Origin of the sequence: Dermabacter vaginalis, from assembly GCF_001678905.1 — a bacterium.
Taxonomy (GTDB): domain Bacteria; phylum Actinomycetota; class Actinomycetes; order Actinomycetales; family Dermabacteraceae; genus Dermabacter; species Dermabacter vaginalis.
The window spans coordinates 2,094,231-2,119,259 of sequence record NZ_CP012117.1 but is presented as its reverse complement, the minus strand read 5'-3'; the positions used below and the strand labels follow the sequence as shown (position 1 = coordinate 2,119,259).

Below are 25,029 nucleotides of genomic sequence, written 5' to 3'. Positions count from 1 at the left end.
CAATGAGCGAAGAGACGCCCATGAACGACGCGCAAAACCCCCTCGACGGCTTGGGCGAGGCAAGCGTCGGAACCGCCCCAGAGAACCCCCGACGCGAAGTGGCGGATCCCGACCACCCGCACCCGGGCCAATGGCGCCTCAACCACGTGCAACTGAGCAACTGGGGCACGTTCCACGGCACCCACGACCTCGAGATCAGTTCGAAGGGCTACTTCCTCACGGGCGGTCCCGGCACGGGCAAGTCCACACTGCTCGACGCGATCAGCGCGCTACTCACCCCGCCGCGGGCCCTCCACTTCAACGCCGCCGCCTCCGACGCCGGGCCGCGCAGCACGAAATACCGCCGTACCGTTGCAAGCTACGTGCGAGGCGCGTGGGCGATGCACTACGACGCCGCGACCGGCGAATTCAGCCAGGAAGTGCTGCGCGAGAACTCCACGCTGAGCGTCGTGAGCCTCCGCTTCGGCAACGGTCTTGGCGAAACCCTCCAACTCACGCGTATGTTCCTGCTCCAATCGGGGCACAGCTCTGACTCGGACGTCAAGAGCCTCTACGTCATCTCCTCGAAACCCTACGACGTTGCTGACCTGCGCCCGTTCGTGAGTGCGAGCATTGAGGGGCGCGAGCTCGAAAAGACCCTCGAGGGCACCGAGACGTTCCGCCAATTCCGCGAATACCGCGCACGCTTTAGCCAAATCCTTGGCATTCCCGACGAGAAAGCACTCGGGCTTCTCCACAAGATCCAATCCGCGAAGGAGCTCGGCGACGTCAATGCGCTGCTTCGCGACTACATGCTCGACGAGCCCCGAACCTTTGACCTCGCCGATCAGGCTCTCGCGAACTTCCAGAACCTTTCCGAGGTATACGACGCGCTCGTGACCGCGCGCGAGCAGCGTGACGTTCTCACGGGGCTGCGCGAAGCCGACAAGGTGTGGCGTGAGGCGCGCTCGCGCGGAAGCGAACTCGTGGATCGCCGCAATGATATTGATGTTTTCGCAGCCCAGCACCTTGTGCGCCTCCTCGCCGACGAAAAGGACCGTCTCACGCGTGACCAGGACAGGCTCCGCGCGCACCGCAACCGCCTCTCCCAGGACATCGCTGATGCGCGCGGCGACCTCGCTCAGCTGAAGGAACAGCGCAAGAGCGCTGGCGGCGGTGAAATCGACGATTGGAAGAAACAGATCGCGGGCCTCGAGGTGGAACGCGACCGCCGCCGAGAACGCGCGACCGAGTTTTCCGGGCAGCTCGCGCTCGCGGACCTGCGCACACCGTCGAACGAAGAAACGTTTACACAAACCCAGCGTGAGGTCGCGAAATTGCGCGCCGCGCTTGAGGAAGACGAAAAGAACGAAGTGCAGACCCAGTGGGAGGCCGAGGCTCAGGTGCGCGAGCACGCGCACGCGCTCGAGACCACCCGCCAGGAACTGGCCTCGCTGACGACTCGCGCCTCGAACCTCCACTCCGACGACGTCGCCCTGCGCGATCTTCTCGCCGAACGCATCGGCGTGGCCGCAACCGATCTCCCGTTCGCGGCCGAGCTGCTGCAGGTGCGCGCGGGCGAAGAGGAATGGACGGCCGCCGCCGAGCAGGCCCTGCGTGGCCTCGCACGCTCGATCCTCGTCCCCGAGCGTGCCTACCGTGCTTTCGCACGCGAAATCGACGGCATGAAGCTTCGCCGCCGCGTGTCCTATAACCGCATCAACACGGGCGTCAAACCGGCACCGAAGCGGCTTGAACCGCGCTCACTCGGGGCGAAAATTGACATTCGCGAGGGCGAGTTCCACGAGTGGCTCTCGAACGAGGTTGCCTCGCGCATGGATTACCTGTGCGCGGAGAACCTCGAGGAGTTTACGAAGCACCCCCGCGCTGTGCTCCGCTCGGGTCAAATCAAGCACTCGGCAACCCGACACGAGAAGAACGCCGAGCGGCAGATCAACGACCGCTCAAACTGGGTGCTCGGCTTCGACAACCGTGCGAAGCGTGCCGTGTTCGAAGCGGAACGCACGCGCGCCGAACAGGCCCTTTTCGAGGCGCAGGCTCGCCGGCGCGACCTCGAAAAAGCGGCCCACACGCGCCGAGAAAAACTCTTCGCGCTCCAGGCGATCCAAACTGTGACCTGGGACGATGTGGACGCTGCGAGCGTCGCCCGCCGCATCGCGAACCTCGAAGACATGGTGCGAGCCGCCGAAGATGGCTCAAGCGCCCTCACCCAGATCGCCCGGCAGATTGACCAGGTCGAGATGTCGATTAGCGAGGGAGATGAGGAACTCCTCGAGATCGTGGGGCAGCTCGGCCGCGTCAACGAACAGCTCGACCAGATCAGTGAACGCCACCTCCAAGCCGAAGCCCAGATCGAGGAACGCGCCCTCGCCCCCGAGACGAGGGCCGACCTCGAGGAACGTTTCCGCGCGATCGCCCCGACCCTTCTCCTCTCCAACATCGACCGGGTCACGCGCGATGCTTCCGCAACTCTCGATGCGGAACTCATGGCACTCACGAAGAAAACCGCACGCGCCGAAGAAGACATGCGCACTGCGATGCGCGAATTCACGAGGCGCTGGCCCGCGGGCGGCGCAGACGTTGACACATCGCTCGAGGCCACGCCCGAATACCTCGCGATTCTCCGCAGCATCGAGGAGGAAAAGCTCCCCGAGGTTGAAGATCGCTTCTTTGAGTTCTTTACCTCGAACACTCTCGGCGATGTGCAGGCCCTCGCGACCGCGATCGCGCGCGAACCCGCGCAGATTAGGAAGCGCCTTGCGAAGATCAACGAGTTGCTCGCGCAGGTCGAATTCCACGAGGGCCGCTACCTCCAGCTGTCAATGAGGCCCGTGCACCTCGCGGCTCTCGACGAGTTCAAGCGCGCCTTGAACCAGGCGACGAATTCGAGCCTCGAGAACGACCTCACGCTTGATCGAGAAAAGGCCGAGGAGCGCTTCCTCGCGCTCCAGAACCTCATGGAGATCATCACGAAGGCTCGCACTCGCGAGGATCTTGCCTCGCGTGCAATCCTCGACGTTCGCCGCCATGTTCATTTCCACGCCGAAGAAGTGAACAAGGAAGGCGAAGTTGTACACGCGCACGAGTCCGGAGGCCCACTCTCCGGCGGTCAGAACGAACGCCTCACGACGTTCTGCCTCGCGGCCGCGCTGCGCTATCAGCTGGCCGGGACCGGCGTGGACGTCCCCCGCTACGCACCCATCATCATCGACGAGGCCTTCAGCAAAGGCGCGGGCAAGTTCATCACCGCCGCGATGGAATCCTTCCGTCACTTTGGCTTCCAGGTCATCCTCGCGAACCCCGGTAAGAACCCGCAGGCCCTCGCGCCGTTTATCGGCGGCGTGGGAGTCGTGTCGATCCGCGAGGACCGCTACTCCTCCGTGAGCCCGATCGACTTCATTCCTGAAGCGTAGTGTGAGCCGTCGCCGTGAGCTCCTCGAGCGCGGTTAGAGGGATCGGGAGCCACTCCGGGCGGTTTTGCGCCTCGTACACGGCTTCGTAGGCGGCCTTATCGAGCTCGAACACACGGAAAAGTGAACGCAGATCCTCCGCGCTGCCCTCCCCGCCCCGCGCTGAACGCTCCGCGAGGTAAGCCTCGATGAAGGCCTCGCGCGCCGTGCCGGCCCACTCGCGCGCATCGATGCCCTCATTGAGTTCAACGTAGGCTGCCGCGTAGTCGATGCTTCGAAGAATGCCCGCGACATCCCGGCAAGGCGAGTCGGCCGTGACACGCTCCGCCATGGGGCGCAAAGGCTCCCCCTCGAAATCAAGGAAAACCCAGCCCTTGGTTGGTGAGTTGAGGACCTGGCCGAGGTGAAGATCGCCGTGGATTCGCTGGAATGGCGGCCACTCGACTCGAAGAGTACGTGTGAAAACGTCGTTTGCTGCCTCGGCGAAGGTCTCCAGTACGGGCAGAGCCTCGACGTGGTGCGCGAATCGGCGCTTTATTGACTCGAGTGTGAGTGCACGCGCGTTGGTGCTCGCTCGCTCGGTGGGCAGGGCGCGTGCGAGGTCCGTGTGGATCTGTGCGAGGGAGGTGCCAAGGTCCGACGCCTGCCCGGCAAAATCGATGCCCTGGGCAGCAGCGATGAGCGCTTCGCGCCACGCGTCTTGAACGTCGGGAAGGAAACGGTTGAGGATCGCGATGTCGGATCCGCCGAGCGCATCCGTGCCACTCACGTAGCCAAAGAACTCGGGAATCTGCGTGTTGCCTTCCGCCTGCAGAGCCTCTTGAAGTTCGGCATCGGGATTTGTGCCCTCATGGAGGTGGCGGAAGATCTTGATGATGTACTCGTTGCCGCTTTCCGTGTGAATGATGAGGGACGTGTTCGACTGCTCGCCCACGAGACGCTCGGTCGTGGTGATGGCCTGCAAATCTGCGCGTACAGTCTGCGCGGTTGCCTCGCACAGGTGTGGGGTGAGCGTGAGCCCCTCGCCAGAGGCCCCCTCGACAAGGGCGCGGGCGAGGAGAGCGCGAGCGCGATCGATCCCCGTCGCGTCGTACACGTTGTGGGATCCTACCGGGGTGTCGACATGCGTAATGAGGTTTTCGAGTTCCCCCTCTTCAACGCGACCGTCTTTATTCCACGCCACCGGAAGCGCGAAGCGTGCGCCGTCAGCGGCACCGAGGGTCACGAACGATACGACGAGGTGCTCATCCTCGGCGAGGCGAGTCCACCCCGCGATCTGCAGCTCGGGCGCTTCTCGGTGCGAGTTGCTGCACCAGCGTTGCCCCATGATGAAGCGCGCGGCATCCTCGAGAAACGAATCGCGGCGAAAATGATCGGAAAACACGATGCTGAGCATGGGACTCCCTACGCTGGGATACTTGGGCTCTCTAAGACTATCGTCGCTGGTAGTGTGGCGGGTGAATTCGAGGTAATCGTGGGAAGGAGAATCGTGCACCGGAAATCGATTCTCCGGAGTGCTCTCGCGCGCACCGCAGCGTGCGCGCTTGTTCTTGCGGCAACCGTCGGACCCGCACTCGCTCCCGCGGCCCAGGGGCCCGGTGCCGTGGCACTTATTCCCGCCGCTCACGCACTCGGCGAAGATGGCCCCTTCACACTGCCCGCGGATCCAGCGGCGCTCAAACACACGGCAACCCTTGGCAACCCCGGGGATTTTGACCTGTTTCTCATGGTGTCCGCGGAGGACCTCGAGACACTCGACACGGATTCGATGAGGCTTCTTTCGAGCACCGAATCCGAGGACGCGAGGCCCACGAGCGGCGGTAAGAAGCTCTCTGTCAAAGGCGTGGGAAAGTGGGAGATCACGGACACGCGAGTGAGGTTCACTCCCGAAAATTCCGAGGCAGGAGGATCCCACAGCGTGCAATTCTCGGTGCGTTCGAAGACCGGATACGAATCCGCACCCGTCACCCTGACCGTGACGTATCCCGGAATCCCGAGCGTGAGCGCACGCGCCTCGGAAGGCGAAAAGGTCACGGTTCCCCTTGCCCTCGACGGCACGGGCGTGGACCCTTCCTCGCTCGCCTTCACGCTTGAAGGGCTTCCCGCGGGCAGCACGCTCGTGGAAGACGGCACGCGTCTCATCGTTCCCGATGAAGGAACGTGGGCACTCGCGACCGATGACCGGGCACAGGTGACCTTCACTCCGAGGCGGGAAAGGCTCGGGACTCAACCGAGACCCATCACGCTCGAAGGGCGCGACACGAAATATCAGCCCGTCGCCAAAGGCACCGTGACAGTCAAAACCCCCGCCATCAGAGACGTGACGCGCGCCGCAGGTTACGGAGCACCGGTGACCTTTGACCTCGCGAGCGCGGCGGCCAACGTCGATCCGTCAACGCTTGAGCTTGCGCCGTTCGGTGGCGAGACCTCTTACTACACCTCCGACGACGGCCTCTCAGTGACCGTTGCCGATCAGGGAACATGGGGGCTCGACCGGAACATGCAGACCCTGACCTTCACTCCGCTCGGCGACAAAGTCCGTGACGTGACGCCCATGGGGGTGAAAGGCAAAGATCTCGACGGCAACACGTCCTCGGTTGCACCCATGAGCGTCGGCTACCCCCAGGTTGGCGCACGTTATACAGCCGCGAAGTGGGGCCAGGTGGCGATGTTCACGCCCCTTGATGGATCCCTCAACGTTCAGCCCTACACTTTCGCGTTTACCGAGCGCGACATGCCGCAGGGCACGACCCTTTCCTCCGATCGCAAGAGAATGACGGTGCCTGGCGAGGGGGTGTGGGAATTCGACCCCGACTCCCGCGCCGTGGCATTCACTCCCGATACGGTGCTGCGCAGCTCGCCCCACGTCGCCACCTTCACGATCGAAAGCGTCCTCGCTTCCAACACCACGAGCGGAACTCTCCACGCTCAATACGCGAGCGCCGTGCCCACCGCGCGTGACGACGAGGCCCTCTCAAACAGCCGAGTGAACTCCGTGACCATTGACGTGCTCGGCAACGACACTCCCGCGAGTCCTGGTCAGACCTTCGATTCCTCAACACTCGTGCTGCGTAGCTCACGAGCCACCAATATTGAAGAACTCGTTGCAGGCTCGGGCCGTCGCCTCGAAATCCCCGAGGAAGGAGTTTTCGAGGTGACAAGCGCCGGCGGCGTGCGCTTTACCCCCGCGAACACGTTCGTGGGTCGCACTACACCCATCGAATACACGGTCGAAGACTCGGCGGGCTTGCGCACGAGCGCCCACATTGTGATCGATGTCGAGCCGCTCGTTCCGAGCACTGCGTCCACGTCGCGCGACGCGGGGCTAAGCGCCATTTTCGGGCGCCTCATGCCTTCCTCGAGCGCGACATTCGCGGTGTTCATGACGAGCACGGCACTGCTCATCTTTACGGGAATCGTGTCCCTCTGGGTCGGGGGGCAAATGCGTAAAGACCGCGGTGCGGACCTCTAAGAATTCGCGCCCCTAGTCGAGGATTTTGCGGGACTCAACGCCGAGGTGGGCGAGAAGTGCCTCGTGCGCGCGCAGGCGTTCGTGAAGCTCCTCGGTGTCGATCGACGACCCCCACGCGTGCTGCGCGACCGCCACGAGGCGCGGGAACAGCATGTACTCGAGGTGACGGGCCGTGGGAATGAACTGACCGAACGCCGTTGCTTCGATGCCGAGTACGAGCTTGCCGTGCTCATCGCTGAGCTTTTTCGGAAGCGGGCTCGCCTTGAGCACGTCCTCGAGGCTCAAAACGGGGTGTGCGCCCGCTGGCTCGTTTCGGCTCTGCACGCGATCAAGCCCGAGCACCGACTCGGGTGCCGCAACGGTCTGGAAACCACGCGACGTCGCAGCCTTCACGCCCTTCGGCTCGCCCCCCGCGAGCACAATCGCATCGTCGGGAATACGCACAAGGGCTGCGGAATCCCACACCGCAAGGCGCTTCCCCTTGTCACGCAGCACCTCGCCCGCGAAGGTGATGAAGCGGCCGAGGATTTCGCTCTCGCGCGAATATCCCCACTCCTCGCGGCGTGTGCGCGCCTCGGGTGAGCGTTCCCATTCGGTCAGGGGTGCATCTTCGCCGCCGACGTGGACGAAGGGCGAGTCGAAAATCTCCGCAACCTGCTCGAGAACGTCACGAACAAACTGGAACGAGGCTTCGGACGTACCGAGCACGTGATCGCTCACGCCCCAGGTTTCACGCACGAGAAGCTGACGCTCGGGGAAGTTCCCCAGATTCGGATACGCCGCGATCGCCGCCTGTGCGTGGCCCGGAAGATTCACGCCAGGCACGAGAGTCACGCCGCGTGAGCGCGCATACTGCACGAGTTCGCGCAGCTCATCCTGGGTATAGAAGCCGCCGTGGCGATCTTCGGCGAACGTGTCCTCACCCTCAAACTGCGGGGTGCCCTCAACCGTACGCTCGCGCCACGCGCCAACCTCGGTGAGCCGCGGGTAGCCGCTTACCTCGAAGCGCCAGCCCTGATCATCCGTGAGGTTCAGGTGCAAAACGTTGAGGCGGTACACGGCCATCACCGTGATGAGCCGTTTGAGGTCCTCAACCGGAAGGAAATGCCGCGCGGGGTCCACGAGGAGGCCGCGCCATGCGTGCTTGGGAGAGTCGTTCAAGGTTAGTGCCGGGATGCGGTAGGTGGGGTCCGACGGTTGCTCGGTAGTCACCGTCGCCGCGGCTGCGAGCTGCGAACGCACTGCTGAAAGGTGCACGATCTGCGCGAAGGCGTTGCGGCCATCGGCGAGCGCTGCCTCGCTACCCGCCGTAATCGAGGCGCCCTTCTTGTGGATCGTAATGGAGAAATCGGTGCGGGGGAGATCCTTGTTGACGCCCACCGTGACCTCGCCAAACGGATCCGACGTCACCCAGTCCTCCGCAGGGGTGTTCCCAAAGCGCACCGAAACCGGTTCGGGGATGAGGGGCAGGGGAGCGGTATTGAGTTCAGGGTTCGTGGACATGTCACTCCTCGGGTAGATGGGGCGGGCTCCGCGCGCTCGAGCGCAAAGATACAGCTCAACCCTGCCATGAGGGGATAGGTGCACGCTGGAAAAGGGAAAGAGCGGTGAAGTCGGGGTGCCGTCGGACATAAAAACGGGCAGCCCCGAGGGGCTGCCCGCATGACTGATCGGTGTGGCCTCGATCCTCTTCCCACGACGCGTTGCGTCAGGATCGAACCCCTCTACCGGTCAGCGGTATGTGACGTAGATAACCTTCGACGTCCAAATATCTCGGTGAACGACCTTATTGCGCGAGCGGCTCGCGTCCACGATCTTGCCATCGCCCGCGTAGATGCCCACGTGGCCGTAGTTGTTCTGCGTGAACACGACGAGGTCGCCCACCTGCGCTTCGCTTTCCGAGATGATCGTGCCACCGAAGGCCTGCTTACGAGCCGTGCGCGGGATGGAGATGCCGTGCTCGCGATACACGGTCGAGGTGAGTCCCGAGCAGTCGAAGCCCGAGGTCGAAGAGCCGCCCCATACATAGGGGGTGCCGAGGTATTTCTTGGCGCTCGCCACGATCGCCTCGCCAGACGCATCGGACTTCGTCGACGTCTTCTTCGGGGTCGAGAGCGAAGCGGGGGTCGCCGTCGCGATCTCAACCTTGTCCGAGTTGAGCTTGTCCCAGGTGCGGCGGCCCACGACGCCGTCGACGCCGATGCCGGCTGCCGACTGGAAGTCGCGCACGGCGTTGTAGGTGCCGCGGCCGAACTTGCCGTCTTCGCTGATGTTTGCGCCTGCCTTGTTGAGGAGGCTCTGGAGGTTCTTGACGGCGCCACCGCGGCTGCCCCTGCGGAGCTTCGGGGTGTTGTTCACGGCACGCTCAGCCGAGCCGGAGGCCGAAACCGAGACCTTGCCCGAGTTGAGCTTGTCCCAGGTGCGGCGGCCCACGACGCCGTCGACGCCGATGCCGGCTGCCGACTGGAAGTCGCGCACGGCGTTGTAGGTGCCGCGGCCGAAGGAGCCGTCGACCTTAATGTTGGCGCCGGCCTTGTTCAGGAGGCTTTGGAGGTTCTTGACGGCACCGCCGCGGTTGCCCCTGCGGAGCTTCGGGGTGTTGTTGACCGCCGCTTTGTTCGTCGAGGCGGCAGCCGAGCCAGCGCCCGAGTTGAGCTTGCCCCAGGTGCGGGGGCCCACGACGCCGTCCACGCCAACGCCGGCGGAGGACTGGAAGTTCCGCACCGCGGTTTTCGTTCCGCGGCCGAACACGCCGTCGACCTTAATGTTGGCGCCGGCCTTGTTCAGGAGGCTCTGGAGGTTCTTGACCGCATCGCCGCGCGATCCGGGGCGCAGCTTCGGGGTGGTGTTGACCGAGGTCGGGTTTTTCGAGACGAGCGCCGAGCGAGTGCGGGCGCCCACGACGCCGTCCACGCCAATGCCGGAAGAGGACTGAAATGTCACGACGGCGTTGCGAGTCTTACGGCCAAACGAACCGTCGATCTTGATGCTTGCGCCGTGGTGGTTGAGGAGTGACTGGAGTGCCTGAACTTGCTGGCCGCGCTGACCGGTGCGCAGGGGCTTGGAGCCGAGTGCGGAGATCGACGGGAGTTTGGTGCCTGCCTGCGAAACGGGACCGTTATGGGTCGAAGGAGCGGCGTTTGCAGGGGCGAACTCGAGACCGGTTGCGGCCGTGGCGGCGACGGCAGTCAGAGCAGCGGCGCCGACGGCACCCTTCGAGACAGGGGCGAGAAGGCTGCCGTAGTCGATGACGGCGGGGCCTTCGGCACGATGAGTGCCACGCTGTGCGGTACGAAGCATTGGGGAGCAACTTTCCTACCCTCGCGATTGGTGCTTACACCAACTCCCGCCACAGGGTGCACATCGAGGAAGCTACCCCCGAGGTGACGGGAAGCGATCACGGGGGTGAGTCACGTGCATGACCCGCGCTCCACATTAGGGGAGGGGAGGGGTGGACGGGAACTCTCAGGAATCATTCAGAGCATCGGATTTGCCAAACTTTTACTCCTTTTTGCCCAAAGTGATGCCGCGGCGGCTTTTCAAAAGGATGTCATCGTGGTAGTTACATCCGTGTAATTCCAAGAGATGTATTTAAGTGAACGCCCTCCGATATCGAAGAAGAAAGTGCGTTGAGTTTTCGGGCAAAAGAAAAACCCCCGCCTAAGCGGAGGCTTTTTCTTGGTCGGGGTGACAGGATTTGAACCTGCGACCTCTTCGTCCCGAACGAAGCGCGCTACCAAGCTGCGCCACACCCCGAATAGAGCGCTCGGGCCGCATGGGCCCCGCGAACCTCATCAACTATAGCGCCTCGCCTCGCTGCGAAGCGAATTGATGTGGCGTGATCGCCACCACCGTGCGGCGCGCCGGGCGCTAGGTGAGGCGCGGTTTGAGCGTGAGGAGCGTGACCTCGGGCCGGTTAGCAAACCGCATGTTGTAGAAGGGGCTCGCGCCAATACCGCCACTGACGTGCAGCGGAACGCCTCGATGGAAACTGAGTCCTTTCGCCTGTGAACGGTGAAGATCGCAATTCGTCACGATCGCGCCAAAATACGGAAGGGCAAGCTGGCCTCCGTGAGTGTGCCCCGCGAAAATGAGGTCGCACCCATCGTCGACAAACTGGTCGAGCACGCGCTTATAGGGCGCATGGGTGACGCCAATCTTGAAGGAAGGGCGAGTGGTCCTGGCGGCACACGCCGGATCTACTGGGGGAAACTCGTCGTGTTCGAGGTGAGGGTCATCGACCCCGACAACCTCGATATCGCAGCCCGGAAGCTCGAGGAGGGCTCGAGCGTTCGAAACATTCGACCAGGCGCCAGCGGTCAATTTTTCCACGAGCCGTTCGACCTCGAGCGGCTCATTTTGAACGCCGTCACGGAAGTTCTTTGGCCTGGGATCGCGAAGGAGATAGCGGAAAATGTTTCGCTTCCCTGCCGCGTATTTATCGTTGGAGCCGAGGGCCACAACCCCCGGGCGTTCGAGCAGCGGCGCGATATCGCGTGCGATGGCATCGATAGCACCTTCGCTCGCCACGTTGTCGCCGGTATTGACGACAAGATCGGGTTCAAGCGAGGCGAGGCTTCGCAAAAATTCGCGTTTCTTCGTTTGTTCGGGGAGCAAGTGGGCATCCGACATATGGAGCACGCGGATTGGCTGGGTCCCGTAAGGGAGAACATGCAGGTCGAGTGCGCGGATTTCGAAAAGGTTGATCTCGATATGGCGGGCCCACACGTGGGCGCCTGCAGCAGTTCCGACGGTTGCCAGAAGAGCGGCGCCGCCAAGAATAGCGAGGGGCTTTTCGCTAGTCACCGGGGTAGTACTCCTCGTATTCCACATAATCGTCGTAGTCGGGGTCGCCCGGGTACACGTACCGGTAGCCCTCGGGCGCCTCCTCGCGTGCGGGCGGAGCCGGCTCGGGGGCACTGGCGTTGGCCTCGCCCTCGGGGGGAGCGTTCTCCGCCGGTGGCTCTCCGCCTGGCTCTGGCGCGGGAGCGGGAGCAGGAGCCGGTGCCGGCTCCGGGGTAGGTGCCGGGTTCGGTGCGGGTGCGCCGCCGCCATCTTCACTTGAGCCGCTCGAGTCAGGCGTGTGCGGTGCGCGCTGAACCCCTTCAGGTTTCGGTGGGAAGGGGATGGAGGGGAGCCCCTCGTGCGCCTTGATCATGAACTCGTGCCATGTGGGAAGAGAAACGGTACGACCCCAGACGTTGCCTACAAGGGGTTGCCCGTCTACCTTCACTCCGGTGGGCCTTTTGTTAGCGGTGGGGTTGCCGAACCACACGGCGGTTGAAAGATTCTTTGTGAAGCCCACGTACCACGTGTGGTACTGCTTGCCAGAGGTGCCGCTCTTTCCACCAGCGTCGTGGCCGGGAATAATCTTGCCCTTGCCGGTGCCTTTCGGATCCGAAAGGCCCTGCATAAGGGTCCACGCGACCGCGTTTGCCACCTCGGGTTTGATGACTTGCGAGCATTGCGACTTCGTGAATGGAAGTTCCTTGCCGTTACGGTCGACCACCGCTTCGATTGCTTGCGGTTTGCAGTAGTTGCCTTCCGCCGCAAATGCAGCGTACGCAGCTGCCATGCTTACGGCCGGAATATTGATCTCGCCGATCACCTGGGTTGCGGGTGAGAGATCTGCGCCGAGGATGTCGTTGACTGGCTTTTCTTTGTTGGCCGGGATTGAGTCGTCCCATTTGCCCGGAATTGCGCCTAGCGCGCGGGTCGTTTCCGCAATACTGCAGAGGTCTGTGCGTAGTGCGATGTTGGCATATGCGGTGTTGATCGAGAATTTGGTGGCGTCGAGGACGCTCATCGAGCCATGGATATCGCGACCCGAATCCTTGAGTCTCCACCCGGCCGGCTCGCGCCACTTGCCATGACGAAGGCATTTCGCAGGGAAGTCATTAAACGTGCCCGAGCCGCGGCCCACGGAGTCCCAAATCGAACCTCCGTTGCTGAGGAAGGTCGTGAGAACGAAGGCCTTAAAGGTCGAGCCAACGGGGAAGCCGTTGCCGCCGCCAAGATAGCTGGGGGCCGTGTAGTTAAGCGAGGTTTCGCCCGGCTTCGCATCCTTGTAAGGGTTGAACTTGCGGTTTTGCGCCATCACGCGGATGTTTCCCGTGCCTGGTTCAACGCTCACGATCGCGTGGCCGAAGCCCGACTCCGAATCAGCCGGAACCTTGCGATTGACGATATCTTCCGCCATCTTCTGACGTGCCGGATCAAGGGTGGTCTTAATCGTGAGGCCGCCCCCGTAGAGGAGTTTGCGGCGATCCTCTTTCGTTTTGCCAAAGGCTGGATCGTTGAGGAGCGTGCGGGTCACGTAGTCGCAGAAGAAACCGCTGCCGCCGGCAGTCGAGCAACCCGCGCGGAAATCGGTGACCTTGAGCATGTCTTCGATGGGCTGATTCTTTGCCGCTTCGTAGTCCTCTTGGCTGATATAGCCCAGCTGGTACATGTCGTGAAGCACCTGGTTGCGCCTCTTGGTGGCGTTCTTCGGATGCTTCACGGGGTCATTGCCGTTTGGTGAGTTCGTAATACCGGCGAGAAGCGCTGCTTCGCCCGGGGTGAGATCCGCAGCGCTCTTCGAGAAGTAATGCTGCGCAGCAGTTTCGACGCCGTACTGGGAGGGCCCGAACTGTGCAACGTTGAGGTAGCCGTTGAGGATCTCGTCCTTGCTCCACTTTTTCTCGAGGGAAATCGCGATTTTGGCCTCGCGAAGCTTCCTGATGAGTGAGGATTCGGTTGCGGCCTGAATCGCTTCATCGTCACCGCGCTGGAAGGCGTCCATGAGAAGAGCGTTCTTCACGTACTGCTGGGTGAGGGTCGAGCCGCCCTGGAGGCTATTGCCCGCGAGGTTCGAGGCGAGTGCACGGAACGTGCCCTGGGGATCGAAGCCGTTGTGCTGATAGAAGCGGCGATCCTCAATGGCGACCACGGCGTGCTGAAGATCTTCATCGATTTTGTCGAGCGGAACCATGATGCGGTTCTCGGAGTAGAAGGTCGCCAGCAGGCTGCCGTCAGCCGCTTCGATGCGGGAGGCTTCGTTCAGCGGTGCGACATCGAGTTCGCTCGGGAGAGAATTAAAGAGGTTCACGCCGTCCTTCCCGGCTGCCGACATCGCGGTCACGACCGGAAGGAAGAAGGCGGCGAGCAGAATGCCCGCGAGAGTGCACACGGCGAGCAAACCGCCCACGCCGGTGAGCGCTTGGGTGAGAGTGGTGGTCGGTTCACCTGGATCGGAACGGACCAATGGCTCCTGCTGAGACTCTGGCATGCTCACACCCTACTAAGAGGAGTGCGCGAAGGTGAGTATCGCGCGTGTGAAAGTTGTGCGCAGGTTCCCGAATTGGGGGTCGCGTCACACTTTCATTAGTATGGGATCACGCCAAAATTCGAAGCGAGCTAATTCGGGAGGTGTGACAGTGAGCGTGAGCAGTGTTGACACGTTGCACGACACGCGTCATTGGGCATCGCAGGGCGCGTGCGCAAGCCTCAATCCGGAAGAGTTCTTCGTCCAGGGCGCCGATCAGCACAAGGCCAAAGTGGTGTGCCGTTCGTGCCCGGTCCTCAACCAATGCCTCGCCGATGCGCTCGACAATCGGATTGAGTTCGGCGTGTGGGGAGGCATGACCGAGCGTGAGCGCCGCCGCCTCCTTCGTGAACACCCGTCGATTACGTCGTGGCTGCCTGTGCTCGAGAACCGGAAAGGTTCAAGCACGCCCGGCTAAGCTGGGAGCATGGCTACGATTCAGAAGTGGGAATATCTCACCACACCTCTGCTCATTCACAACACCAAGGCGATTCTGGACAATTTCGGCTCCGACGGCTGGGAGCTCGTCCAGGTCATCCAAGGCCCTCAGGGCCCCGAATCCCTCGTCGCTTATTTCAAGCGACCCATTAATGAAGGAGCCTGATTTCCTATGAGTACCGTCGAACAAAAGCTCAGTGAGCGCGGACTGACCCTTCCCGAGGTGGCGAAGCCCGTTGCGGCGTACGTTCCGGCCGTTGTCACCGGAAACACCGTGCAGACCTCCGGCCAGTTGCCTCTCGTGGGTGGCAAGCTCGAGGTGACCGGCAAGGTCGGCGCAGACGTCGAGGCCGAGGTGGCGAAGAAGGAAGCCGAGAAGGCCACCCTCAACGCTCTCGCGGCAATCAAAGCTGAGATCGGGGACCTCGATCGCATTACGCGCGTCGTGAAGGTTACCGGCTACGTGGCGTCGGCTCCCGAGTTCACGGCGCAACCCGGAGTGATCAACGGTGCGAGCGAACTGCTCGGTGACGTCCTCGGGGAGGCGGGCTCGCACTCGCGTGCCGCGGTGGGCGTTGCCGCGCTCCCGCTCGATGCTGCCGTTGAGGTCGACCTCCTCGTGGAGTTCCGCTAACGATGAACCGCGAGCCCGATTCTTCCGGCGTGCAGCTTTCGTGGGTGCTCGCCCCGAATTCAGGGCCGCGAACGCTTGACGGCACGCGCACCTATATCTTTACCGCTCAGCGCACCGTGTGGATCGTTGATCCAGGTCCCGCGGTGCGCGAGCACGCGCAAAGGGTGGTCGACGCGGTTGTCGCCACCGGTGCGCGGCGAGTGGGGGGGATCATCGTGACCCACCACCACGAAGGCCACACGGGTGCCACGTCGATGGTGCGGCGAGCGCTCAGCTCCGCAACAGGCATCACCGTGCCGCTGTGGGCTGCCGAGCCCGCCCTCGTGCCCGGGGCGGCCTCCGTTCCGAGCGAGATCTCGCTCGACAGCCGCATCGTCGCCGACGTCATTCACCTCCCGGGCCACACGGCTGATTCGATTGGGCTGCTCCTTGAGGGTGGTGAATTGCTCACGGGCGACACCCTCCTCAACGGCGCACCGACCGTTGTGGGCGAGGATTGCACGCTCCACGAATACCTTCAGTGCCTCAATATCATTCGCGTGATGTGTATGGATGGGCGCATCTCGGGTCTTTACCCCGGGCACGGGGAACCGATTGAAGCTCCCCACGAGGCGCTCGTTGCTTCCCAGGAGGCCCTCGCACATCGGCGCGAGAGGCTCGAGCAGGTGAGGAAAGCGCGCGAGCGCGGTGTTCTCACGGTGCGGCGCATGTTCGAGGAGATCTACGGACATGATTACGCGGCCCTGCGTGAGGAGGGCGCGAGCAAGAGCGATCTCGAGAGTTTCCGAGAGGGTTCGGAGCGCAACATTCGCGCGGCGCTTGAATACATCACGGGTGCCGACCGGGTTTAGCCGCGCTCATGAGGCGAGAGCCGTAAGAAAAAGGAAGGGAGCGAACCGCTAGGGGTTCGCTCCCTTCCTTTGTTGCAGAGTGTTTCGCGCGTTCCTTAGCGTGCGCGGCGGCGCAGACGCTCGATGTCGAGGAGCAGCACGGCGCGAGCCTCGAGGCGAATCCAGTTGCGGTGTGCAAAGTCGGCGAGTGCCTTGTTCACTGTTTCGCGCGAAGCGCCGACGAGCTGGGCGAGCTCTTCCTGCGTAAGGCCGTGCGAGACCATGATGCCCTCATCGCTTTGGCGGCCGAAGCGCTGAGCGAGGTCGAGGAGGTTCTTCGCGACACGGCCGGGAACGTCCGCGAACACGAGATCCGCGAGCGAATCGTTGGTCTTGCGCAGGCGGCGTGCGAGCGAAGCGAGGAGGTGGCGGGCTACCTCGGGGCGCTGGGCGAGCACACGGTAGAGATCCTGCTGAGAGAGGGAGTAGAGAGTCGTCTCGGCAACGGCGGTTGCCGTGGCGTTACGCGGTGCCGGATCGAAAAGCGAAAGCTCGCCGAGGGTTTCGCCCGGGCCGAGCACAGCGAGAAGGTTCTCGCGACCGTCGCCGGAGGCGTGACCGACCTTAACCTTGCCGCTCGCGATGATAAAGAGGCGGTCGCCCTGGTCACCTTCGCGGAACACGACCGAGCCGCGGTGGAAGTCCTCCTGAGTCATCGAAGCGAGGACAGCCTGCTTGCCGTCGTCATCGAGCGCGGCGAATAGCGGTGCTGAACGAACGATGTTCTCGTCCACGGTTCCTCCTGTGGTTGCGCTGGTGTAGCGGAAATTTTTGGGGTGTGCATTGCGCACACGCGTACTTCTTAACACTAATACCTGATTCGTGATCAGGCCTAGAGAAATCCGGAAACTTGCCGCGCGGTTTCTGCGTCCCTGGACACGAGTGCACAATGGCTTCATGAATTCGGGACTGAAGGACCAGGCAATTCCCGCGGTGGAGCGTGTCGATTTCGAGCTCGCGAAGCTCTATCCCGACGCGAAATGCGAACTGAACTTTTCTACGGCGTTCGAACTTCTCGTGGCGACCGTGCTCTCGGCGCAAACCACGGACGCGCGGGTGAACGCCGTGACTCCCGAGCTGTTCGAACGCTGGCCACATGCGCAAGCGATGGCATCCGCGCCCGAGGAGGAGATCGAGTCTATTTTGCGCCCACTTGGGATGGCCACGCGCCGCACCCGCCACGTGCAGGAGCTCTCCGCGCGCCTTGCCACAGACTTCGGCGGAGAGGTGCCCGACGATCAAAAGGCCCTCGAATCACTCGCGGGCGTGGGGCGGAAAACGGCGCATGTCGTGCGCGGAGTGTGGTTCGGTCACTCACTGCTCACGGTCGATACGCACGTGGGTCGACTTGCGCGAAGGCTCGGTTGGAGCGAAAGCACCACTCCGCGCACGGTTGAGCGGGACGTGACGGCGCGTACCGAGTCCGACGGTTGCCGGGACCTCGTGGACCTCACGATGCTTTCGCACCGGTTGATCTTCCATGGGCGGAACCTCTGCACGGCGCGAAAACCTGCGTGTGCCCAGTGCCCGCTCGCGAAACTCGAGACTCCATGCCCAAGCGCGTTCACTCAGTAACGCGAAGGCGCGCCTTCAAAAGAAAGAAGCCCCGTGGCGGCACTGGCGTCGGACTCGAAAGCCCACCCGGTGAACCTTGGATATCGCGCAGAGGTGACCTGTGCTGTGATGGCACCGCCTGCCCTTTTCCACGGCGGAGCGCTCGCGATAGACTAGAGCCTGTTTCACGCGCGTGAGCGCTCGAGAGAAAAGGCAGGAATCACTGTGCCGAACGGCAAGGTCAAGTTCTTTGACGCTGAAAAAGGCTTTGGTTTCCTCGTGAGCGAGGATGGCCAGAGCGTGTACGTGCATGCGTCGACCCTCCCCGAAGGGGTTCAGCAGCTACGCAAGGGCCAGCGCGTTGAGTTCGACATGGTCGATGGCAGCCGTGGCCCCCAGGCGCTCACCCTGCGCCTTCTCGATCCTGCACCGAGCATTGCTCGCGCCCGTCGCGTTAAGCCCGAGGACATGGCCGTCATGGTCGAAGATCTCATCCAACTTCTCGACGGAGCCTCGAATGGGCTGCGTCACGGCCGCTACCCCGATAGGGGTCATGCACAGAAAATCGCGACCGTGTTGCGTGCTGTTGCCGACAACTTTGAGGCTTAATTCATGACTCTTACCGCCCCCGCGAAGGCGCGCACGCGCGCCCCGAAGCTCGATGCCGTGTGCGCGGCCGCGATTGAACAGGCTGCCGCCGCCGTACTCGAGGTTGCCGAGCCTGATCAGGTTGGCGCGCACGTACGCGCCGAGGCAAGCGGTGAGCGCCTCGTGACGCACTTTTTTGAGGCGACGATGCCCGGGTACGCGGGGTGGACCTGGATCGCGGTACTCGCTCGTGCTCCCCGCGCGAAGGTCGCGACCGTGTGCGAAACCGCGCTCCTTCCAGGCGAAGAATCGCTTCTTGCCCCCGAATGGGAGCCGTGGTCCGAACGTTTGCGCCCCGGCGATGTTGGGGAAAACGATGTGCTCCCCTACAGCGCCGACGACTCTCGCCTGGAGCACGGCTACGAACAAACCGACGACGAAGAAGCTGATCGAGTGGCCATGTGGGAGCTCGGACTCGGCCGCAAGCGAGTGCTGTCGCGCGAGGGTCGCGAGGACGCCGCGAAACGCTGGATGAGCGGCAACTTCGGGCCTCGTGAAGTCAGCAAGCGCGGGCGCAAAGGCACGGTGAAGGCGCAGTGCGCCTCGTGCGGTTTCCTCTCCCTGCTCAATGGTTCACTGCGTCAGGAGTTCGGCATTTGCACGAATGAGTGGTCGCCTGCCGATGGTCGCGTCGTGTCGCTCCAATACGGCTGCGGTGCGCACTCGGAAACCGACGCCGAGAAGCAGAGCATCGCGGGGGACCTACCCGAGAAGGTCCTCGACGAAGAAGCCGTGGACTACGAAGACCGGTTCGAGGAAAAGTCGATCATCGACGAGGCGCTCCTGAAGAAAGAGCAGGAAAAGCTCGCCGCGAAGAAGGCCACCGAGGAAGAGTAAAGAGGTTCAGCGCACCGCGACGATCGCGGCGAGGAGCGCCTCGAGTGCGAGTTGCGGCGGCACGTTCATGCCGACCCGCTCGCGTGCCGTGCCCACGGCATCGAGGAGCGCGAGAGTCGTCTCCGGCGAGTGCACGCGCGTGCGCTCGCTCAGCTCGCGCTCAATGCCGGGATTGACGAGTGGCGCGTCAGTTTCAAGCTGAAGCGCGAGCACGTCCCGAAGCACCGAGTGGATGTCAAGCAGATAGCGGTCGATGACGTCACGGACAAGCCGGGTTGCGCGCCGCTTCGCTTCGTCGTCGAGGGCCTTGACCTGGGCGCGAAGAGCTGGCGGGATGCGCCCGCCAGGTTCGATTCCAGCACCGCGCATAAACGCTTCGCGTTCGCGCGAACTCGCCTCGTCCGCTTCGGCGTGCGCCTCGGATTCGGCGCGTTCGATGAGCGTTTTCGCGAAGGCGATGGCGTGGCCGACGCTGGTGAGTGCAAGAAGCTTCCGCGCCGAATCCTCGCGCTCGGCAAGAGAATCGGGGTTCAGACCGTAGCGGCGGGCGATCCCGATGTGACCCTGGGCGCTCGCGGCGGCTCGGTGCGCAAGTTCGGGTGAAATCCCATCACGGTCGATGAGGAGCGCGGCGACGGCTTCGGGCGGAGGCACTTGGAGGTTGACGACGCGGCAGCGCGAACGGATCGTCTGCGCGAGGTCCTGGGGCGAGGGTACGCACAGCATCCATACGGTTCGCGGGGGCGGTTCCTCGATGGCCTTGAGGAGCACGTTGAACGTACCGGGGCTCATGCGGTCGGCATCCTCAATGATGAGCACGCGGTGGCGGCCCGAAGAGGGCGCGCGTTGCGCGGTCGCCACGAGCTCACGGACCTCATTCTTCGAGATCGTGAGCGTCTCGGTGCGCACGACCGTAATGTCGCCGTGGCTGCCCGCGAGGACGGTGCGGCACGGCTGGCACTCGCCGCAGCCCTGGCCGCTCACGGGGTTGTCGCACAAGAGGCTCGCGGCGAAGGCACGCGCGATGCTCGAGCGACCGGAACCGGGCGGGCCCGCGATGAGCCACGCCTGGGCGAGAGAGCCTTCGGGCGAGGCCGCACGTGACAGCTGCGCGACCGCGGCTGCTTGGCCCACGACCGTGTCGTAGACGCTCACAGGAGCGAATCCGGTTCGGTAGTGCCCTCGACGGGATGCTCGGCCGCTCCGGTGAGGGTATGGGCATTGACGCGAACCCAGTCCGCGAGGCGTTGCGTGATCTCGACGTGGACGTCGTCGATCGACCGCGAAGCGTCGATCACGATCCACCGCTCGTGGTCGCGGCGTGCGAGATCGAGGAAGGCGGCACGTACGGCCTCGTGGAACTCGATGCCCTCGCGCTCGAGGCGATCGAGCGAGGCTTTCTCGCGGCGTTCGGCGAGAGCCTCGGGGGTGATGTCGAGGAGGAACGTGACATGGGGGAGGAGACCCTGGGTAGCCCACATGGAGAGCTCATACACATCGCTCGGGTCGAGCGCTCGACCCGCCCCCTGATACGCGACGGAGGAATCGAGGTAGCGGTCGCCGACGACGATCCCGCCTGATTCGAGGGCTGGCCGCACGACGGTCTCGACGTGATGAGCGCGATCGGCAGCGTAAAGCAAAGCCTCGCAGCGGTCAGAAACGTGATCGGAGTGGAGGATCAGCTCCCTGATCTGGGCGCCGAGCGGACTACCGCCCGGCTCCTTCGTCACGGTGACCTCGGCCCCCGCGAAAGGGGAGCTTTCGCTGCGAAGCCATTTTTCGAGCAGCGGAATTTGCGTGCTCTTGCCGCCTCCATCGCCACCCTCGAACGTCACGAAAAGGCCCGTGGGCGAAGGCGAAGCCGTGGCGGGAGTGAGAGGCGTGCGCGGTGCTGTGGGATCGATGCTCGACATGGCCCCATTGTCTCAGGTGCGCATGAATGCGCCCCTTAGTTCTCTTCTCCTGGATAGCGCACGCCAACAATCTCACGCACGCGATCCATCACTTCGAGAACAGCGAGGGTGTCGCGCTCGCCCCAGCGCTGCGATTCGAGCTTTCCCGCGCGAATGTTGCGTGCGGCCTCTGCAATCTCGAACGCCATGCCGTAGTTGCCACCATCGGGATGCTCGGGAAGGGCGTAGGGGAGTGAATCCTCGTACGTGAAACGCTCGGTCACGTCTTCTCCGTTGTCCCCCGCTTCGAACTGGGTCACGGTAAAAGAATTCGGCACGAAAAACCACGAGTCCACGTCGATTTTGCCGCGTGTGCCGAGCACGTGCGCCTCGACCGAACTGCGCGCACCGAGCCCCGTTTGCACGGCGTAGACGGTGCGGCCCGAGAGACCCGAGATCGAGACCATCTCGTCGACCCCCGTTGCGGTGAGGGTTCCCGTGGCGTGCACCTGCTTCGGCGATCCCGCAGCCCAGTGTGCGAAGGCGAGTGGGTACACGCCGAGGTCAAGCAGCGCCCCTCCGCCAAGCTCAGGTGCGTACAGCCGATGCTCGGGATCGAACGGAAAGTACTGGCAGTGATCGGCGATGACCGCGGTGACTTCGCCGATGACTCCCGACTCGATCACCTGACGGATCACGTCGTAGTGCGGCATGAAGCACGACCACATCGCCTCTTGCACGTACGCGCCCTTCTCACGTCCAAGGGCGAAAAGCTCGCGTGCCTGATCGGCATTGAGGGTCATCGGTTTTTCAATCACGACGGGAATGCCGGCCTCGAGCACTTTCTTCGCAAGTGCGAAATGCTGCGCGTGAGGGGAGGCTACGTAGACGGCTTCGAGCCCTTCGTGGGCGAGGAACTCGTCAATGTTGGCATAGGCGTGGGCGCAGCCGGCGTCGGACTCAAAATCCCCCGCGAAAACCTGTGCGCGCTCGAGCGAACGCGAGCACACCGCCACGAGGCGCGAAGCGGTGGCCGCATGCATCGTGCCGATGAAGTTCCTGGCGATCCCGCCGGGCGCGATCACACCCCAGCGAAGGCCCGGGGCTTCGGCCGGATCGGGGACGGTAGTGGCAGGCAGCGTCAGTGGTGCAGTCATGCAACCACCGTACGCCGGCTACCCCTATTTTTTCGAGGACTTCGCGCGCGAACTGGACTTTCGCGTCGTCTTCCGCTTCGCGGGGCCCTTCGCGCGCTTCTCCGCAAGGCGCTCCACGGCGCGTTCATGCGTCATCGTCTCGGGCGATTCATCCTTGCGGAGCGTCACGTTGGTCTTGCCGTCCGTGATGTACATGCCGAAGCGGCCGTCCTTGATCACGATCGGTTTCTCGCTCGTGGGATCTACGCCGAGCTCCTTGATGGGAGGCTTCGCGGCGGCCCGCCCGCGCCGCTTCGGCTGGGCGTAGAGCGCGAGGGCTTCCTCCTCGGTGATCGTGAACAGCTGCGCTTCGGTCTCGAGTGAACGAGAGTCCGTGCCCTTCTTGAGGTACGGGCCGTAGCGGCCATTTTGCGCGGTGATCTCAACCCCCTCGGCGTCCTTCCCCACGACGCGGGGAAGCGAGAGGAGCTTCAGGGCGTCCTCGAGAGTGACGGTGGCGAGATCCATGTCCTTGAACAGCGAAGCGGTGCGGGGCTTCGGCTGCTTCGTTTTTGGAAGCGCCTTCGTTTCTTCGTCGAGCTCAAGGTTTTCCGTGACGTAGGGGCCGTAGCGGCCATCCTTCGCGAGGATTTCGAAGCCCGAATCAGGATCGCGGCCAAGCACGCGGCCGTCGTCCTTCGCGCGGGTCATGAGCTCTTCGGCCTTCTCGAGCGTGAGCTCATCCGGCGCGAGATCGGCGGGCACATTCGCGCGCTGAGGCGTATCGGAGCCCTCGACCGCACGCTCAATGTAGGGTCCGTACTGGCCCATACGCAGGTCGATACCGTTGCCGATCGAGACGGTGTTGATCGCGCGCGCGTCGATCTCGCCGAGGTTGTCGAGCGTCGCCTTGAGGCCGCCCTCGACGGGCGTGTCGAATGAGCCGGATTTGCCGTAATAGAAGTCGCTCAGCCAGTGCACGCGGTCGGTATTGCCCGCCGCGATGCGGTCAAGGCCGGCTTCCATGTCGGCCGTGAACTCGTAGTCCACGAGCTTTCCGAAATGCTCCTCGAGAAGACGCACAACGCTAAAGGCGAGCCAGCTCGGCACGAGCGCCGTGCCCTTCTTCTCGACATAGCCGCGGTCTTGGATCACCGAGATCGTGGCGGCATACGTGGAGGGGCGGCCAATTCCGCGTTCCTCGAGTGCGCGCACGAGCGAGGCCTCGGTATAGCGCGGCGGGGGAGTGGTCTCGTGCCCGTTCGGCGTGTACTCGGCAGCCGTCAGCTGCTGGCCTTCCTTCATCTGGGGGAGACGCTTATCTTTGCCGTCCTGCTCGGCATAGCGCGATTGGTCACGACCCTCTTCGTAGGCGGCAAGGAAACCGCGGAATGTGATGATCGTGCCCGAGGCACCGAATTGAGCGGTGCGGCCCTTGCCCTCGACGTCGAGCGTGACCGAGGTGGTCGTGCCCTTCGCGTCGGCCATCTGCGAGGCCACAGTGCGCTTCCAAATGAGCTCATACAGGCGGAACTCGTCGCCGCTTAGCTGGTTCGACACCTGCGCGGGCGTGCGGAAGTTCGAACCGGCAGGGCGAATCGCCTCGTGCGCTTCTTGCGCGCCCTGCGACTTGCTTGTGTACACGCGGGGTCGATCAGGGACGTACTCTGCGCCGTACATTTCTTGGATCTGTGCGCGGCTCGCGCGAATTGCCTCACCGGAGAGCACGACCGAATCGGTACGCATATAGGTGATGTAGCCGTTTTCGTAGAGCCGCTGCGCGGTGGACATCGTGTGGCGGGCGCCCATGCGCAGCTTGCGGCTCGCCTCCTGCTGGAGGGAGCTCGTGGTGAAGGGGGCGGCGGGGCGGCGCGTGTAAGGCTTGGACTCGAGATTTCCGACGGTGGCCTTGGCCCCCTCGAGCGCTTCGATGAGAAGTTGTGCGCTTTCCTCGGTCAGGACGGTGACGTTTCCCTTGAGGCTCTTCTTGAGTTCGCCCGTATCGGTGAAGTCACGTCCCGTGGCGACGCGCTGGCCATCAAGGGTGCGCAACTGCGCGGTGAACGCGGGCGTATCGGCGCTGCGGTCACTCAACTCAGACGTGATGAACTCGCCCGTCAGATCCCAGTACGAGGCGGACGTGAAGGCCATGCGCTCGCGTTCGCGCTCCACAACGAGGCGCGTTGCGACGGACTGGACGCGACCCGCGCTCGTGCCGCGGCGGACCTTGCGCCACAGCACAGGGGAGAGTTCGTAGCCCACGAGACGGTCGAGGATGCGGCGCGTTTCCTGCGCATCGACAAGGGGCATGTCGAGCTCGCGAGTCTCGGTGAGTGCCTTCTGGATGGCTTCCTTCGTGATTTCGTGGAAAACCATGCGGTACACGGGAAGCGATTTCTTCGGCTTGAGGGCCTCGAGAAGATGCCACGCGATCGCTTCACCCTCGCGGTCCTCATCGGTGGCGAGGTAGAGAGCATCGGCCTCTTTGAGGAGCTTCTTGAGCTCGGAGACAGTCTTTTTTTTGTCGGGGTTCACGACGTAGTAGGGCTCGAAGCCCTCTTCGACGTTGACGGCGAAGCGACCGTAGGGCCCCTTTTTCATGTCGGCGGGCAGCTCTTTGGGCAGGGGAAGGTCACGAATGTGCCCCACGGAGGCGGCGACCGTGAAATCGTCCCCGAGGTATTTCCCGATGGTCTTTGCCTTCGCGGGGGACTCAACGATCACGAGGTTGCGAGCGCTCACTCGATGTACTTCCTTACTGCGGTGTGTGCGTGGCGGGAATATGGTGCCGCGCGGTTTGCCCTGAACCGTA

19 protein-coding genes and 1 tRNA gene are annotated in these 25,029 nt (G+C 63.4%); 9 read left to right on the top strand and 11 right to left on the bottom strand.

The features are described 5' to 3' along the window. Positions 1-2 precede the first annotated feature (2 nt). Positions 3-3,413, top strand: a complete 3,411-nt coding sequence (locus DAD186_RS09345) for an ATP-binding protein (protein ID WP_236886243.1) — start codon at positions 3-5, stop codon at positions 3,411-3,413. On the opposite strand, the gene DAD186_RS09340 is transcribed toward DAD186_RS09345, so the two are convergent. Next, entirely contained in the window at positions 3,397-4,806 is a 1,410-nt protein-coding gene (locus tag DAD186_RS09340) for a maltokinase N-terminal cap-like domain-containing protein (RefSeq protein WP_065248440.1), read from the bottom strand. The two genes, DAD186_RS09345 and DAD186_RS09340, sit on opposite strands and share 17 nt — an antisense overlap. A 93-nt stretch (positions 4,807-4,899) precedes the next feature. Between DAD186_RS09340 and DAD186_RS09335 the strand changes: the two genes are divergently transcribed. Beyond that, complete coding sequence (locus DAD186_RS09335; RefSeq protein ID WP_065248439.1) at positions 4,900-6,882, top strand: Ig-like domain-containing protein; 1,983 nt, start codon at positions 4,900-4,902, stop codon at positions 6,880-6,882. A 12-nt stretch (positions 6,883-6,894) separates the two neighbouring features. Here the strand turns inward: DAD186_RS09335 and DAD186_RS09330 are convergent, their stop codons facing one another. The 5 genes from DAD186_RS09330 to DAD186_RS09310 all read right to left on the bottom strand — a co-directional run bounded on the left by DAD186_RS09330 (position 6,895) and on the right by DAD186_RS09310 (position 14,152). After that, a complete protein-coding gene (locus tag DAD186_RS09330; RefSeq protein ID WP_065248438.1) occupies positions 6,895-8,385 on the bottom strand; it encodes a beta-N-acetylhexosaminidase in 1,491 nt (496 codons plus the stop codon). A 228-nt stretch (positions 8,386-8,613) separates the two neighbouring features. Beyond that, positions 8,614-10,182, bottom strand: coding sequence for a C40 family peptidase (locus tag DAD186_RS09325; protein ID WP_065248437.1), 1,569 nt, complete (start codon positions 10,180-10,182; stop codon positions 8,614-8,616). Positions 10,183-10,561: 379 nt separating this feature from the next. Further along, positions 10,562-10,638 (bottom strand) — tRNA-Pro (locus tag DAD186_RS09320). A 114-nt stretch (positions 10,639-10,752) separates the two neighbouring features. Beyond that, on the bottom strand, positions 10,753-11,688 hold the full coding sequence (locus DAD186_RS09315) for a metallophosphoesterase (protein ID WP_065248436.1): 936 nt from the start codon (positions 11,686-11,688) through the stop codon (positions 10,753-10,755). Beyond that, positions 11,681-14,152 (bottom strand): transglycosylase domain-containing protein, encoded by a 2,472-nt coding sequence (locus tag DAD186_RS09310; protein ID WP_065248435.1) that lies wholly within the window; start codon positions 14,150-14,152, stop codon positions 11,681-11,683. Before DAD186_RS09310 ends, DAD186_RS09315 begins: the two co-directional genes overlap by 8 nt. A gap of 148 nt (positions 14,153-14,300) precedes the next feature. On the opposite strand from DAD186_RS09310, the gene DAD186_RS09305 reads away from it, so the two are divergent. Genes DAD186_RS09305 through DAD186_RS09295 form a run of 4 tightly spaced genes read left to right on the top strand, consistent with a single transcriptional unit; the run spans position 14,301 to position 16,111 of the window. Beyond that, positions 14,301-14,606: a WhiB family transcriptional regulator gene (locus DAD186_RS09305; protein ID WP_082991175.1), complete on the top strand. Its 306-nt coding sequence runs from the start codon at positions 14,301-14,303 to the stop codon at positions 14,604-14,606. Positions 14,607-14,615: 9 nt separating this feature from the next. Then, on the top strand, positions 14,616-14,792 hold the full coding sequence (locus DAD186_RS10895; protein ID WP_150332685.1) for a DUF4177 domain-containing protein: 177 nt from the start codon (positions 14,616-14,618) through the stop codon (positions 14,790-14,792). A gap of 6 nt (positions 14,793-14,798) precedes the next feature. Beyond that, on the top strand, positions 14,799-15,260 hold the full coding sequence (locus DAD186_RS09300; protein WP_065248434.1) for a RidA family protein: 462 nt from the start codon (positions 14,799-14,801) through the stop codon (positions 15,258-15,260). A 2-nt stretch (positions 15,261-15,262) separates the two neighbouring features. After that, positions 15,263-16,111: an MBL fold metallo-hydrolase gene (locus tag DAD186_RS09295; RefSeq protein ID WP_065248433.1), complete on the top strand. Its 849-nt coding sequence runs from the start codon at positions 15,263-15,265 to the stop codon at positions 16,109-16,111. A gap of 95 nt (positions 16,112-16,206) precedes the next feature. Here DAD186_RS09295 and DAD186_RS09290 read toward each other — a convergent pair whose 3' ends face one another. Beyond that, complete coding sequence (locus DAD186_RS09290; protein ID WP_065248830.1) at positions 16,207-16,884, bottom strand: Crp/Fnr family transcriptional regulator; 678 nt, start codon at positions 16,882-16,884, stop codon at positions 16,207-16,209. A 163-nt stretch (positions 16,885-17,047) separates the two neighbouring features. On the opposite strand from DAD186_RS09290, the gene DAD186_RS09285 reads away from it, so the two are divergent. From DAD186_RS09285 to DAD186_RS09275, 3 genes are all read left to right on the top strand, one after another. Continuing rightward, entirely contained in the window at positions 17,048-17,725 is a 678-nt protein-coding gene (locus DAD186_RS09285; protein ID WP_065248432.1) for an endonuclease III domain-containing protein, read from the top strand. Positions 17,726-17,929: 204 nt separating this feature from the next. Beyond that, positions 17,930-18,313, top strand: a complete 384-nt coding sequence (locus DAD186_RS11250; RefSeq protein ID WP_065248431.1) for a cold-shock protein — start codon at positions 17,930-17,932, stop codon at positions 18,311-18,313. Positions 18,314-18,316: 3 nt separating this feature from the next. Further along, positions 18,317-19,189, top strand: coding sequence for a DUF3027 domain-containing protein (locus tag DAD186_RS09275; protein ID WP_065248430.1), 873 nt, complete (start codon positions 18,317-18,319; stop codon positions 19,187-19,189). A gap of 6 nt (positions 19,190-19,195) precedes the next feature. On the opposite strand, the gene DAD186_RS09270 is transcribed toward DAD186_RS09275, so the two are convergent. The 4 genes from DAD186_RS09270 to topA are packed head-to-tail and all read right to left on the bottom strand — an operon-like array spanning position 19,196 to position 24,959. Continuing rightward, positions 19,196-20,344: a DNA polymerase III subunit delta' gene (locus tag DAD186_RS09270; protein WP_065248429.1), complete on the bottom strand. Its 1,149-nt coding sequence runs from the start codon at positions 20,342-20,344 to the stop codon at positions 19,196-19,198. Beyond that, positions 20,341-21,102 (bottom strand): dTMP kinase, encoded by a 762-nt coding sequence (tmk, locus tag DAD186_RS09265; protein ID WP_065248428.1) that lies wholly within the window; start codon positions 21,100-21,102, stop codon positions 20,341-20,343. Before tmk ends, DAD186_RS09270 begins: the two co-directional genes overlap by 4 nt. Positions 21,103-21,137: 35 nt before the next feature. Then, entirely contained in the window at positions 21,138-22,238 is a 1,101-nt protein-coding gene (locus DAD186_RS09260; protein ID WP_065248427.1) for a Gfo/Idh/MocA family protein, read from the bottom strand. A 24-nt stretch (positions 22,239-22,262) separates the two neighbouring features. Beyond that, on the bottom strand, positions 22,263-24,959 hold the full coding sequence (topA, locus tag DAD186_RS09255) for a type I DNA topoisomerase (protein ID WP_065248426.1): 2,697 nt from the start codon (positions 24,957-24,959) through the stop codon (positions 22,263-22,265). Positions 24,960-25,029: the final 70 nt, after the last annotated feature.